The 14,173-nt window shown below is 59.7% G+C and carries 9 protein-coding genes, 1 tRNA gene and 2 pseudogenes; 3 read left to right on the forward strand and 9 right to left on the reverse strand.

Annotated elements, in window-relative coordinates; genetic code table 11:
* Positions 1–41 precede the first annotated feature (41 nt).
* Entirely contained in the window at positions 42–2,000 is a 1,959-nt protein-coding gene (locus HDEN_RS01710; protein WP_013214396.1) for a DEAD/DEAH box helicase, read from the reverse strand.
* A gap of 878 nt (positions 2,001–2,878) precedes the next feature.
* On the opposite strand from HDEN_RS01710, the gene HDEN_RS17650 reads away from it, so the two are divergent.
* Positions 2,879–3,250: a hypothetical protein gene (locus HDEN_RS17650; protein ID WP_150103170.1), complete on the forward strand. Its 372-nt coding sequence runs from the start codon at positions 2,879–2,881 to the stop codon at positions 3,248–3,250.
* Between the two features lie 80 nt (positions 3,251–3,330).
* On the opposite strand, the gene HDEN_RS17655 is transcribed toward HDEN_RS17650, so the two are convergent.
* The 4 genes from HDEN_RS17655 to HDEN_RS01730 form a co-directional block, all read right to left on the reverse strand.
* The gene (locus tag HDEN_RS17655) at positions 3,331–3,729 is read right to left on the reverse strand and encodes a hypothetical protein (protein ID WP_049775127.1); all 399 of its coding nucleotides are present in this window, start codon (positions 3,727–3,729) and stop codon (positions 3,331–3,333) included.
* A 73-nt stretch (positions 3,730–3,802) separates the two neighbouring features.
* Positions 3,803–4,570 carry a hypothetical protein gene (locus HDEN_RS01720; RefSeq protein WP_013214397.1) on the reverse strand — a complete coding sequence of 256 codons (768 nt, stop codon included), beginning with the start codon at positions 4,568–4,570 and terminating at the stop codon, positions 3,803–3,805.
* 3 nt (positions 4,571–4,573) lie between these two features.
* Complete coding sequence (locus HDEN_RS01725; protein ID WP_013214398.1) at positions 4,574–7,447, reverse strand: HsdM family class I SAM-dependent methyltransferase; 2,874 nt, start codon at positions 7,445–7,447, stop codon at positions 4,574–4,576.
* A gap of 63 nt (positions 7,448–7,510) precedes the next feature.
* On the reverse strand, positions 7,511–7,702 hold the full coding sequence (locus HDEN_RS01730; protein ID WP_013214399.1) for a hypothetical protein: 192 nt from the start codon (positions 7,700–7,702) through the stop codon (positions 7,511–7,513).
* 280 nt (positions 7,703–7,982) lie between these two features.
* Here HDEN_RS01730 and HDEN_RS01735 point away from each other — a divergent pair.
* A pseudogene (locus tag HDEN_RS01735) lies at positions 7,983–8,411 on the forward strand (recombinase family protein); the annotation flags it as partial.
* Positions 8,412–8,481: 70 nt separating this feature from the next.
* Here the strand turns inward: HDEN_RS01735 and HDEN_RS18435 are convergent.
* From HDEN_RS18435 to HDEN_RS01745, 3 genes and pseudogenes are all read right to left on the reverse strand, one after another.
* Positions 8,482–8,604: pseudogene (locus HDEN_RS18435) on the reverse strand (electron transfer flavoprotein subunit alpha/FixB family protein); the annotation flags it as partial.
* A gap of 210 nt (positions 8,605–8,814) precedes the next feature.
* Positions 8,815–8,891: transfer RNA gene (locus HDEN_RS01740), tRNA-Arg, on the reverse strand.
* A 125-nt stretch (positions 8,892–9,016) separates the two neighbouring features.
* Positions 9,017–9,322, reverse strand: a complete 306-nt coding sequence (locus tag HDEN_RS01745) for a hypothetical protein (protein WP_244466107.1) — start codon at positions 9,320–9,322, stop codon at positions 9,017–9,019.
* A gap of 249 nt (positions 9,323–9,571) precedes the next feature.
* Here HDEN_RS01745 and polA point away from each other — a divergent pair, with 249 nt between their 5' ends.
* On the forward strand, positions 9,572–12,559 hold the full coding sequence (polA, locus tag HDEN_RS01750; RefSeq protein ID WP_013214401.1) for a DNA polymerase I: 2,988 nt from the start codon (positions 9,572–9,574) through the stop codon (positions 12,557–12,559).
* Positions 12,560–12,629: 70 nt separating this feature from the next.
* On the opposite strand, the gene HDEN_RS01755 is transcribed toward polA, so the two are convergent.
* A complete protein-coding gene (locus tag HDEN_RS01755) occupies positions 12,630–14,012 on the reverse strand; it encodes a polyhydroxyalkanoate depolymerase (protein WP_013214402.1) in 1,383 nt (460 codons plus the stop codon).
* Between the last annotated feature and the right edge of the window lie 161 nt (positions 14,013–14,173).

The raw sequence follows: 14,173 nt of genomic DNA on the forward strand, positions 1-14,173 counted from the left end.
CGATCAGTGCCAAACGCGGAAGTCGCTCGCCTTTGCTTAGGCTACGGGGCCGGGCGATGCTTCTTCTGGTGCTTCTTCTTATGAGCGTATTTCGACACAGGCTTATATTCGCCGTTTGATTTTGATGGGCCTGGGTGAGGCCCGGCGCCCTTGGCATGAGTTTTCTGTGCGTCACGCTTTCGATGAAAATGCGCGCCAGATTTCTCTTTGTTTCGATCCCGCCATGGCGTCTTCGCGTGCCGACCCGTTTGAGGATCGGACAAGGTTGCGGCTTTGCCCTCGTCGTCATTCTGCTGCCGGGCAGCGAACGTCGGATTGCCGGGCGTGCCAGCGTCGTCACCCATGGAGGCGCCGATGCGCGAGATCCGCCCCTCGTTCGGCTTCATCGCGCGCGCGGCATCCGCGAACGTGTCTGCAAATTCGGCGGCGATCTGGAAGCGCGTGTCGCGATCGAAGATCTTGATGGAACCGATCTCGGCTTTCGTCACATTGCCGGCGCGGCAGAGAAGCGGCAGCAGCCAGCGGGGCTCGGCATTACGCTCGCGGCCGATATCGATCCGGAACCACACCATCTCGCGGCCATGATCCCGCACGGGACGCGTTGAGCGATGATCTTTCGGGCGCAGGCCTGCGCGTTCATCCCGCTCGCGCGGCGCTCGTGCACGGTCGTCGCGCCGCTGCGGAGGGCCGGGATCATCGCTCAGGTCTTCGGGCGCTGGAAGCTGGGCGCGATGCATGCGAACCAGCGCGAGAGCAATCTCGTCTGCGCTACGGTTGGCCTGAAGGGATTGGGAAAGATTCAAATCGTCGTTGGTCGCGGGATCGGTGAAGATGGAACTGGCCAGAAACCGTTCCTGATCTCGCGCGCGGATTTCCTCGGAGGTCGGCGCCGAGCCCCACGTGACCTTGAGCTTGGCGGCGGCCAGGAGTGCATCGGCCTTGCGCCGCCGGTTAAACGGTACAATCAGAACCGACAGGCCCTTGTTGCCGGCCCGGCCCGTGCGGCCCGAACGGTGAAGAAGCGTTTCGGCATTGTTCGGAAGATCGGCGTGAATGACGAGAGCGAGCGCAGGCAGATCGAGCCCGCGCGCCGCTACGTCCGTTGCAACGAGAACTCGCGCGCGGCTATCACGGAGCGCTTGCAGCGCATGGGTACGCTCGTTCTGCGTCAACTCTCCGGATAGCGCCACGGCAGCAAAACCGCGTTCCAACAGGCGCGCGTGCGTCCGCTTTACGGCTTCCCGCGTCGAGCAGAACACCAGCGCGGCATCGGCCTCGTGAAACCGCAGTACGTTGACGATGGCGTTTTCAGTGTCGGCCGGTGCAATACGAATGGCGCGATAGTCGATGTCGGCATGCTGCTCGTTACGCTTTACCGTTTCGATGCGAACAGCGTCGCGCTGATAGCGTCGCGCCAGTGCTTCGATCTCGCGCGGCATGGTGGCCGAGAACAGGAGTGTCTGGCGGCCTTCAGGGGTTGCGTCGAGAATGAATTCCAGATCCTCGCGAAATCCGAGATCGAGCATCTCGTCGGCCTCGTCGAGCACAACGGCTGCGAGTTTTGTCAGGTCAAGCCGCCGCCGTTCTAAATGGTCCCGCAGCCGTCCGGGCGTGCCGACCACGATATGGGCGCCGAAGCCGAGTTGGCGAGCTTCCGCGCGCGCGTCCATGCCCCCGACGCAGGTCACAACACGCGCCCCAGTGTCTGCATAGAGCCAATCGAGTTCGCGCTGCACTTGCATCGCAAGCTCACGCGTGGGTGCGATGATCAGCGCCAGCGGCTCAGCGGCTTGGGAGAGACGTTCCGCTTCTCCAAGCAGCGTCGACGCCATCGCAAGTCCGAAGGCGACCGTTTTCCCGGAGCCGGTTTGCGCCGAGACCAGCAAATCGCGCCCTACCGTGTTGGCTTCAAGAACCGCGAGTTGCACGGCGGTCGGCGCAGAGTAGCCGCGCGCAGAAAGAGCGCGCCCGAGCGCGGGATGAACCGACGGGAAGGTCATGATTGTGAAGACTTTTCGAATGGAGGAAGCCCGCCGGGCTCTATTCGAGTGGCAGGCGCACTTCGTCAAGAATGTCGTTATTCAGCGTGCCTAGCCGGTATTCGGCGCAACCGCCAGCAGGCAGGTTGGCGCGCCCGGAGTTCTCTCTTTTGTCCAGGAATGGCGCACCGCACTGGGTGAAGATGACAACTTTGTCTACGCCATAGGCCTCTAAGGCCCTCCTCGGCGCAGATCGAGGAGACCCGTCCCAGAAGTATTAGCCGATGCCACGCCCGACATGCTGGGTTGCGACTATGCAGGAAGCCGAGCGTGACGTGGCGCAGGATGTGGGAATGAGTATCAGCGGGCGACACCGTCTGAAAGTGGTCTAGATATGTTTCCGCCTCTACCGACCGCGCCTTAATATGCGGCTTCAAAATCGGTACGGCGCGACGGGCTGCATTGACGAGCAATGGCGTGGCATTGATGAAAACTGCTTCGGCTGGCACCTTATTGCTTTGCGTACCCGTCGAGCAAATCTCCGGAGAGATAATCAAAAATTGCCTTGCTTGCGCTCGCGCGGAGTCTGCTCTCGGTAGCGGGCATCATCAGCATTGAACGGACGTCGTGCCACGAAATCGGAACCTCCATTGTGGTTCCGCTATCCGCTGCCGGCGTGCAATCAACCATGAGGTAGGAACGCGGTCTTTCAGGCTGTGGCGTCTGAAGATGATACGTAGACAGTCCGCGCACCCGGCCCGCAAGATTATGATCCGTGCGTTCCGGACAGCGAGGATGGCAGCTGTTTCAGGTACACCGTACCAGTCGAATGAAATCCGACTATCTTCCCGCGCGCTGTCGTATACGCTGTGAAAAGCGTTCAGAACCGACGTCAGGGCGTGCTCGATATTTCCGGTCGCCTCATGAGCATCGATACGTACAAGTTCATATGCGCGGTAGACCACTTCCGGCAAGATGCGGAGCGCATGTGCAAACCCTTCAAATGCGTCAGTGATCAAGCCGGACCTCTCCTGAAAATCTCTTCAGTTCGCCACCGTGCTGTTGGAGGTAATGACAGTTACTTGCTCTTGGACAAGCATCTGAAAGGCCTCGAAAACGCCGTAGCAGTTGTCGCGCTGCGCGGCGAGAAGAGCACTCACCTCGGCAAGATCAAGAGCCTCCATCCCTCCGAACCCGTAAGATACGCTTTTGGTTTTCGGATCAACGTGGCGTGTGACTATCTGCGTCATACCGATGACGAAACGCGGTGATAGCCTGTGATAGTAAGCATTGCGAAAATCGTGCGTTGCCTCTCTGAATGCCTTTCCGTTTACAGTATCCAGTCGAGCCTTCAGACGCTTAAAGGCGACCAATCGCCTCCCAACGTTTCGGCGACGTCCATCTTGATATCGCTATCCCACGTCAGGTTGTCTTGCCAATCCTTGCCTTGACGCGCCCTGTTGGCCTGATGGCAAAGGTGAGCAATCGCGAAAACGAAACGCGCTTTGATGGCATAGGGCAGGCTCACAGCGACAGTCGCGACTGGATCAATGAACTCTCGGCAGGCTGCAAGCTTCTCATCGTTCGAGAGTGAACGCACGACGTCGGACCAGGCTTCAAGCCTCGGTACATAGCTCGTAAGGTCATTTATCACATTGGCGAGTTCGCGGGAGAACTCTGACAACATTTGGGAATAGGCCAACCACCGAGCATCAAGGCTCTTTGGTAGTGTATCCCAGTCGTAGGGCATGCTTCGCCCCGAGGCGGGTCGAGACGCAAAGTTAAGTTGGTAACGCTCGTACAGGGAAAGCAATGTCATGCGGCTAACGTTGGAGGATAGGCTGTGCCGAATGCGCCGCCTGCTCTGATGAGTTAGCCATGTCAATCCAGAGATGGTGAAGTTGTATATCTGGCAGGCCTTCGCTTCGGCGATGAACAGATTCCAACAGCGCTGACCTTGCCGTCGTATCCCGCTTCGTGATGCGGAGCCCATCGTGAAGGGTCCATCCATCGACCGGACTTGCGATCAACCCCTCAAGCCAAGCGCGTATCTGGCCATCCCAGAAATCAATATCACGAGACTGGATGTATCCGATCATGGCACCGATCGAGTGAGCGGCACCATGGTGCCCGGCTTTAAAACGTTGAACGCCACCAGTCGAGGAATGAGCGCTGTAGAGGTACTCGCGCTCGTCGCGCGTCGCGCTAGCTGGGATGGGCAGACGCTTGCACTCGATGGGAACGAGAGGCGAATATTGCGTGTACTCGCGGCCTTCGATCCAGATTGTCGCTGCGCTGGGGGCTGGCACCAAGTCAACCTTTCGCCCGCCGACGATTTCGTCCGGCTCCTCGACACGGAACTGGAGAAAATCCCATCCTCCAGACTTCCTTGTTGCGCTATTCATGTGGGCGCAGAGTCGTGACGTCAGCGATGTCTCGGCGGTTTCAATCGGGCGCTTGGGATCATCACGCCATTTGGGAAGCTCGCTAGCGATGAACTCTAGAAGGGTCAGACGCCATGCGGCCGGAAGATGAAGGTTCTGGTCCAGGGCGCCTGATTGGATTTTTGGTTCTTCTTGATCCGCCAGCAAGGCTCAGAACCCCTGTGCACGGAGATCGGCGAGCACGTCATCAGCATCCCGTAATGCCGTGGAGCGGAGCCAATAGCGAAGGCGGTCGGGTTTTAACAAGAAGACAAAATTGCGATCGTAAATCCGAGCGATCCGGGTTACGGCGATGCTTGAGCCGCGCTTCTCACGAAGAAGGCTATCCAATCTGCCCCGCAATTCACCGACTCCGGTCCAGTCGACCTTGCCGACGCCAAATACGAAAGGCTGACAGATGATGCCGGGCCAGCGTTGCGCTTCAAGTGCGCGCAAAGGTTTGTTCGCATAGACCGTACTGATCTGGGACGTAAAGCTTTCGGCGAAAGCCGGCAACGCTTGTCCGCCATCGAGCTTCATAACGTCGGAGTCGCTGCCCTTGCGGACAAAATCTCGTCCGTATCGCACGACGTCATCGATTAGAATCCGCTCGTTCATACTCAGATCGAGCGAGCCGTCTTCGGGATATGGAAGCGCCATGATGTCGGCGCTAGCGATCGATGTTGCTCGCTGTGTGAATAACCGAATACTTGTTCCGGCAACATAGGCCTGAAGAGCAGGGGCGTTGGTCGCGATCCAGTCGCGTACCAGGCGTAAACGCTTAAGGTCGCCTTTGGGGGCGGCAAAACCGACGATTTCGTGCTTGTAGGTGAGATAGCTCTCCTCCCACATCGCATGATAGAGATCTTGGTGCTCCTTCATGAGCAGGATCGGAGGAGTGAAGCGCGCCTCCGACTTAGGATCCTTGATCGGTGCCTTTGGCACTTTGGTGATGGCGGACGCGTCAAGGCCTTTCGAGGAGAGCGCCTTAGTAGGCAGCAATCGCTGTCCGACAATGTGCTCTGCTGGCCGGGAAATCCCCTTCTGGCCAGCGATGTAGCCTTCACCGCTGTTCCAGCCACGTTCGGTCGCGTACTCACCAAGAGTGCGATATTTGCGCAACCGCTGAACGAAACTCAAAAGTCGATCACCGCCGAGTAGGTTGGCCCGCCAGAGATCGCTGTTGCTCGACAGTGCGGCATGCGGCACGCGATGAAGATCGTAGTAGTCGATCTCAAAACCCTGTTCCGCATTGGCTCGACCGTTCCGGCGAAAGACAGCGTGCAGCAGCTTCGAAGCTGGGTTTGCCGGCTCCGACAACGCCACGACAATGACAACTTTGGGATCGGCTTCCCCCTTTTTGAAGAGGCCGCGGACGGACACAAAATCGAGAATCTCGCGAACATTCCAGCGCTTGAAGAAGCTCTCGCGGAATTCGCCTGCATGTTGATTGTAGAGGAAGCCTGATGGTTGAATCATGCTGAGGACGCCGCCTTCCGCAGTCATCCCCATGGCTTCATGCAGGAAGAGATAAGCGACTTGCTGGTCGGCGAGTTTCCCATGCTGTTTGACATAGGCAGCGTAGGCACGCTTTGCCGCAGGCGTCGTAAGGCTGGACTCGAAGGGCGGATTGCCAACCAGAACACCAACTGGAGCTTTTATGAGGGCCTCTTCCTTGGCTTCGAAGAAGCAGCGCTTGTGAAGGGAGGCGTCAGCAAGCTTCGGAAAGAGCTTCACGCTCGCGCGAATTTCTTCCGGTTCGAGTGCGTCGCAAAGTGCCAGGCAAAGGCTGAAGGCAGCAAGTTCGACTGCGCCAGCTTCCAGATCGATGCCATGGACACGATCCAGAAGAGTCCGCAGTTCATCCACGCCCGGCTTTGCCCAGTCGTTGCGGCTGCGCCAATGAAGCACCAGGCGCTTGTAGGCCTCAACGAGGAAAACCCCCGAGCCACACGCAGGATCAAGAACGATTTCTCGGCTCGCCATCAAGCGGTCGATACGGTCCCAGCTCAGTGCTTCGTCGAGCATTAGACGCACCAGCGTCGGGGGAGTGTAGACCGAGCTGTCGGTATCGGTGACGAACAGCTGGTAGATATGACTGATTAGCTCGACGGGGAGATCTTTAAACGAATAAAGGCGCCAGAAGCTAAGTTGGCCACCGGCGTCCTCATATCCTTCCACGAGACTGGCAAATCGCGCCAGTTGCCTGCTGGATTTTAATGCGCCTGCTTCATCATCCTTCAAAGCAAAGACGTGCCCGTTGAAACGGTCCTCTAGGGCTTTCAGCATTTCGACAAGCGCAGCCCCGTCGCGCAACACTTCGAAGAAGCGGCTCGCATCCTTTAGGAAGCGCCCAAAGAAGTCCGGCCCCAAAACGCCTCGCTCTTCGAGGTAGGCGATAAGCAAGGAGAGGATCAGCAGCCGTCGACGCAGGCCAGCGGTAAGCAGACGCTTGTTACTGAGTTCGTCATTGAGGTCTCGGACAGCCTCCACCAGCTTTCGGTGTGCGGCTTTCTGGGCCGAGAGCATCAGACGGCAGGCGTTGGGGTCATCCCAGAGGGTGCCATTGCGAATGCGTTCGGCGTCCCACCATGCTTCCGTCGCGGCGATACGGGAACCGATGTCAAGGAATCTGAAAGGCTTGCAAATCTGTTCTCCGGTCGGAGAAATGAAATCTGGATCGTGTGCGCAGCGGAACAGCTGAATCTGTCCAGGAGTCCTCCGATAGAGGAGCGGCACGCCGCCCCAACTCCAAAGACGCTTGTGCAAATCGGCGAATTCTTCGTCGTCGCCTCCGTCCCTTGAAACGAAGACAAACGCCTGGGGAACGGGCGCGCGTCCATTGCGTCCCACTTCGAAGAAAACAGAGTGCGCCTTATAGAAGCGCGCCTTCTCTATGGTCGCGACTTCCTCGGGAGGACGTCCGTTCCGATCATAACCGTCGACAATGACCAAGCCGTCGATCTGTTGCGCCGCATTTGCTTGGTCGAGTTGAACGAACCAGCGGTTCGGCTCGGCAGCGTCGCTGAAGAGGTCAAGCGTCATCGTGACGCCTTGTTGCGCTGCGTGCCTTGATTCTGGGCTGTGGCTGGGACATCCGCGAGGCAGTCACTGGCTGCGTCGCTTCTTCGAAAGGGCGAAGCCTTCTTTCAGAAGGTCGACCATCGAGATCCCTTGGCTCACCGCGTAGCCTTTGAACTCCTTCTTGAATTCTGGGGTGACTTTGAAGTTGAGCGAACTGCCCTTGTCGCTCTCTTCAGGAGCGTCCTTCTTGCTTGCGCGGGCAGGATTCTCAGCCATGACGGTCAACCTGTATCGGTCCTCGACCGGATGGAGCTTTGATTCTAAGAATCATAACGAAATCTGCCTTTCTTGCAAGACTGAAAGCCAATAATCTGGAAAGCCAGAAATATGGTTTTCTGGATTTATGGGGGCGTTGGTGCATTTCCGTCCGCCTATCGGCTATTGTATCGTCGCAGCCGAGCAGCGCGGATCGAAGACCAAGAAGAAGCTGGAGATCGACCCGCTGCACGCCGACACCGTGCGGCTGATCTATCGCCTGTTCCTTGAAGGTGATGGCATGTCCGGCGCGCTGGGCGTCAAGGCTATTGCGACCTACCTCAACGAGCGCCGCATCTTCACCCGCGACGGCGGCCGATGGGGCTTGGCGCAAGTCCATGCCATCCTGACCCGCACCACCTATATCGGCGAGCACAGGTTCAATACGCGCTCGCACAAGGACCGCCAGAAGAAGCCCGAGAGCGAGGTCGCCATCATGGCGGTACCGCCCTTGATTGAGCGGGAGCTTTTCGACGCGGCGCAAGCCCGTCTCAAATCCCGTCAGCCGATGGTGACGCCGGCGCGCGTTTCGAGCGGCCCGACGCTGCTGACCGGCATTTGCTTCTGCGCCAAGTGCGGGGGCGCTATGACGCTGCGCACTGGCCGGGGCAGCGCGGGCGGCACCTATCGGTATTACACTTGCTCGACCAAGGCGCGGCAGGGCAAGACTGGCTGCGAGGGTCGCACGATCCAGATGGACAGGCTTGACCATCTTGTCGTCGATCACATCGAGGGCCGCTGTCGGAAATCTGCATCACGTCGAGCTTGGCTGCGACGCGCGGCAGAATGTTTTTGCCATAAGCCGTCGCCGCCGCGACGATCGCCGAATAATTTCCAGCGATCGATACGATCAGCGCCGTGACTTCTCCTTCGCCCGCAAGGCGCGAGAGCGGATACGGCTGGAAGATGGCGGCTATCGCCGTGACCATCTGCGCTCGCCTGCACAGCGTGTCGAAGTTGACGACGCTGAGGCTCGCATCATGGGATCGAAGTCGGAATTGCTGCGAACGCTCGTCGCCGCCGCTTCGGGAGGGAAATCGGCGGCGTTCGGCGTTCATAGTTCTGTACTGAAATGGCGCACCCGGTAGGATTCGAACCTACGACCTCTGCCTTCGGAGGGCAGCACTCTATCCAGCTGAGCTACGGGTGCCTAAGAGAGCGAGACTGATACCGCATTCGCCGCCGGGCCGCAAATGCTCACGCCGCGCGAATGGGCGCGGATAAGGAAAGGGGTGAGGCTCGTCGCCTCACCGTTTGGGCGGGTTCCGCGATCGCCTAGTAGCGGCAGGGGCGAGCAACGACGACGCATTTCGCGAGAAGGATCGCGCCCTTCTTGCAGTCCCACTGGCGGCCCTGAGCGTTGCGGAAATCCGAATAACGCGGGCCATAGAGGCGCGCGACGGTCGCTCGCCAATTGTGCCGTGCTTCGATGCGGGCTTTTTCCGATCCGGCGCCCAAGATGCCGGTCGCGGTCGCGAAGCCTTCGACGGGGGCCCGGCAGCGCGGCAGAGCGCTGGCTTCGACAGTCCCCAATCCGGCTGCAACCGTGGCCAGAAATGCAACCGTAAGTTTCCTGGTCATGCGCATAAGCGTAACTCCCTTCTGATGGCGTCGCATTGCGCTGCCCGCTTGGCAGGCAGCTCGTTGCCGACGCGGGGGGAGATCAGCCATGCGCTTCCCATGCTGTCAACGGAGGCGACGCGCAGCGAGCGGAATGATCCGGTAGTGTGCGATTTGCGCCCGCACTTTTCGACACCTCAGATTGCGGGCTGGCGGAATTCTCGCGCATGAGCGTTGGTCGGGCCGCGCGATGTCCCTATAGTGCGGCCCATGACGACAAAATCCAAACAAGACCATGCCATTGAACAGGCTTCCGCGGCGCTATCGGAGAACGTTCCGGTTGGCAAAGGCAGCCATGTCTATCTGATCGACGGCTCGGGCTACATTTTTCGGGCGTTTCACGCATTGCCGCCGCTGACGCGTCCCTCGGACGGACTTCCGGTCGGCGCGGTGCATGGCTTTTGCCAGATGCTGTGGAAGCTGTTGCGCGAAACGAAAGCGTCGGAAGCCCCGACGCATATGGGCGTGATTTTCGATGCGGGGCGGGAGACGTTTCGCAACCAGATCTATCCGCAATACAAGGCGCAGCGGCCGCCGCCGCCGGAAGAACTCATTCCGCAGTTTCCGCTCATTCGCGACGCGGTCAGAGCGTTCAATGTCGCGTGCGTCGAACTCGACGGCTACGAGGCGGACGATCTTATCGCGACGTATTCTCGGAGAGCGGTCGACGTCGGCGGCGATGTGACGGTCGTCTCGTCGGATAAGGATTTGATGCAACTCGTGCGCCCCGGCGTCACGATGTTCGACGGCATGAAGTCGAAGCGCATCGGCCGCGACGAGGTGATCGAGAAATTCGGCGTGCCGCCGGAGAAGGTCGTCGACGTTCAGTCGCTCGCGGGCGATTCCGTCGACAACGTTCCGGGCGTGCCGGGGATCGGCATCAAGACGGCGGCTGAGCTCATCGCTGCTTACGGCGATCTCGATACGCTTCTTGCTCGCGCGGGCGAGATCAAGCAACCGAAGCGGCGCGAAAAGCTCATCGAGTTTGCGGAGCAGGCGCGCATATCGCGCAGTCTCGTGCTGCTTAAAGACGACGTCGTGCTCGAAACGGCGATCGATGCGCTGGGCGTTCGCGATCCGCAGGTGGATGCGTTGCTCGGATTTCTGCGCATGATGGAATTCAACACGCTGACGAAGCGCATCGCGGAGGGACTAGGCGCCGAGGCGCCGCCGCCGCTCGCGGTGTCGGTTGGAGCCAGCGTCAGGGTTTCGCCGCAGCAAGTGAACCTCGACGTCATCGAGGCAGGCGCTCCGCAGGATGCGTCTCCCGCCGCGGCGGTTGCTGCGGGCGCCGCGATTGCGCGAGCACAGGCGATCGATCGCAGCAAGTACGAGACGGTTACGACGCGAGCGCGGCTCGAAGAGTGGGTTCGACGCGCGCGGGAAGCCGGACGCGTCGCCTTCGACACCGAGACGACCGATCTCAGCGCGCTCGATGCCGAGCTTGTCGGAATATCTCTCGCGGTTGCGCCGGGGGAAGCCTGCTATATCCCTCTCGGTCATACGGGGCCGAGCGGCGATCTGTTCGGCGGCGATGACAATCGTCCGCAACAGCTTGCTGCGAACGAAGCGTTGGCACTGATCGGTCCGCTGCTTGAAGACCCGAGCGTTCTGAAGATCGGGCAGAACATCAAGTACGATGCGTTGGTGATGAAGCGGCGCGGCATCGAGATCGTGTCGTTCGACGATACCATGCTTCTATCCTATGCGCTCGATGGTGGCAGAGGTCAGCACGGCATGGATGCGCTCGCCGAGCGTCATCTCGGCCATATGTGCATGACGTTCGCGCAGGCGATGGGGCATGCGCCGGGCGCGAAGAAATCCGACAAGACGTTCGCCGCGATGCCGCTCGACAAGGCGACGGAGTATGCGGCGGAAGATGCCGACGTGACCATGCGGCTCTGGATGGCGTTGAAGCCGCGCCTCGCGGCCGAACGCATGGCGACCGTCTACGAGACGCTCGAACGGCCGCTGGTGCCGGTGATCGTCGGCATGGAGCATGCGGGCATCAAGGTCGACCGGGATATTCTCTCGCGGCTGTCGCATGCGTTCGCGCAGCGCACGGTGCGGCTCGAAGAAGAGATCAACGGGCTGGTTGGGCACAAGTTCAATCTCGGATCGCCGAAGCAACTCGGGGAATTGCTGTTCGACCGGCTGAAGCTGCCGGGCGGCAAAAAAACGAAAAGCGGTCAATGGGAGACGCGCGCCAATCTTCTCGATGATCTTGCCGCCAACGAGGAGATCGATGGCGACGCGCGCCGTCTGATCAATACGATGCTCGAATGGCGGCAGATGACGAAGCTGAAGTCGACGTACACGGATGCGCTGCCGGCGTACATCAACGCAGAGACGGGCCGCATCCATACGAGCTACGCGCTGGGTGCGACGACGACGGGCCGGCTCGCGTCGTCCGATCCCAATCTGCAGAACATTCCGATCCGCACGAAGGAAGGTCGCGAAATCCGCACCGCGTTTATCGCGGACAAGGGGATGCAACTCATCTCGGCGGACTATTCGCAGATCGAGCTGCGCGTGCTCGCGCATGTCGCCGATATTCCGCAGTTGAAGAAGGCGTTCGCGGAAGGCCTCGACATTCACGCGATGACGGCGTCGGAAATGTTCGGCGTTCCCGTGAAGGACATGCCGTCCGAGGTTCGCCGCCGCGCCAAGGCAATCAATTTCGGTATCATCTACGGGATCTCGGCGTTCGGGCTCGCCAATCAGCTCAGCATCAGCAGGGAAGAGGCGAGCGATTACATCAAGACCTACTTCCAGCGCTTTCCCGGCATTCGCGACTATATGGACGCGACGAAGAAGCAGGTGCATGCGCACGGGCACGTCGAGACGATTTTCGGGCGGCGCATCCATTATCCGGAGATCAACACGAAGAATCCGTCGATGCGCGGATTCCTGGAGCGGGCGGCGATCAATGCGCCGATCCAGGGTTCGGCGGCCGATATCATTCGCCGTGCGATGATCCGGATGCCGGCGGCGCTTGTGGATGCGAAGCTTTCATCTGCGCGGATGCTGCTTCAGGTCCACGACGAACTTGTGTTCGAAGTTGCCGATAACGAGGCTTCGGCGCTCATCACGACAGCGCGCCGGGTGATGGAGACGGCAGCTGAACCCGCGCTCAAGCTTGCCGTTCCGATCCATGTCGATGCGAAGGCTGCGAACAACTGGGACGAGGCGCACTGACGCCAAGCAATCGGCTCCGGCGCGCTGAGGTCAGCGCGCTGGGACGGGTGTCGGTTACAAAGAAGTCTGCTTATTTCGCGAGCGTGGTCTCTGGGGCGTGACTGCCGTTGGCGCTGTTCAGCCCTGAGCCCTTCTTTCGCCATTCGGGAGCGACATCGAGCGCGTCTTGCAGAACGCGTTGCGGCCGCGACGCACGCGCCGCCTGTTCGTTCGACCGGTGCTTGTAATTGACGTCGCGAATGAACTCGCGGATGCGTGGCTGGATTTCGGTGCGCCAGCGCGTTCCGTTGAAGACGCCGTAGTGGCCGACGCCGGCCTGCACGTAATGGACTTTTTCGTCGCTCGGGACGGACGTGCAGAGATCGTGCGCAGCTTCCGTCTGGCCGAGGCCGCAGATGTCGTCGCGCTCGCCTTCGATCGTCATCAGGGCTGTCTTGGTGATGGCCGAACAGTCGACGAGTTCGCCACGGTGCATCAGCCTGCGGTCGGGCAGCAGATGCTCCTGGAAGACCGTCTGGACGGTCTGCAGGTAGAACTCAGCGGTCAGGTCCATGACCGAGAGGTATTCTTCATAGAAGGTCTGGTGCTGACGGACGCTGTCGCAGTCGCCCTTGACGAGGTTGTTGAACAACTCGACGTGCGCGTTCATGTGGCGCTCGAGGTTCATCGTCATGAAGCCGGTGAGCTGCATGAAACCGGGATAGACCGGGCGCATGAAACCAGCGTGCGGAAACGGCACCGTCATGACGACGTTCTGCTCGAACCAGGCGATCGATTTCTGTGCGGCGAGCTCGTTGACCTTGGTCGGGTTGCGCCGGGTATCGATCGGGCCGCCCATCAGGATCAAGGAGGCGGGCTGTATGTCTTCATGGCGCGCCGCCATGACAGCGGTCGCGACGAGCGCGGGGACGGCGGGCTGGCAGACGGCGAGAACGTGCGTGTCTTCGCCGATGAAGCGGACAAAGTGTGTGAGATATTCGACGAAGTCGTCGAAATCGAAGCGTCCGGCGGCGATGGGAACGTTCCGGGCGTCGGTCCAATCGGTGATGTAGACTTCGTGCTCAGGCAGCATCGCTTCGACCGTGCCGCGCAGCAGGGTCGCGTAGTGCCCTGACATCGGCGCAATTATGAGCACCTTAGGGTCGTTGCGCTTGCCGGACTTCGTCTCGTCGCGAACAAAATGGATCAGATTGCAGAACGGGAGCGCCAGCGCGATCTCTTCGTGAACGGGAACGTCGATACCGTTCACTGATACGTCCTTGATGCCGAACTCCGGTTTGCCGTAGCGGCGTGTGATGCTTTCGAAGACTTCGCAGGCGGCAACCATGTTTTTGCCAGCCGCGGTATAGGCCATGGGGTTCAAGGGCCAGTCGAGGGTGTTCCGGAGAGCCTGAACACCGAATCGGACGGGAGACATGAACGCGTGGGCCATTTCATAGGCATAGTAGTTCATATCGCTCCGAATCCTTTGATTTAACGCCGTTTTTCGGCAGTTATCTCCAAATCGCAGAGCAGCATGTTGTTGCTGCATTGCATAAGTATAGAACTATTGAAAATTGCGACAATCCTGAAAACGTTAGCTTCCCTAATGCTAAAGCACACCAATGCAAGAAA

Origin of the sequence: Hyphomicrobium denitrificans ATCC 51888, from assembly GCF_000143145.1 — a bacterium.
Lineage (GTDB): Bacteria > Pseudomonadota > Alphaproteobacteria > Rhizobiales > Hyphomicrobiaceae > Hyphomicrobium_B > Hyphomicrobium_B denitrificans.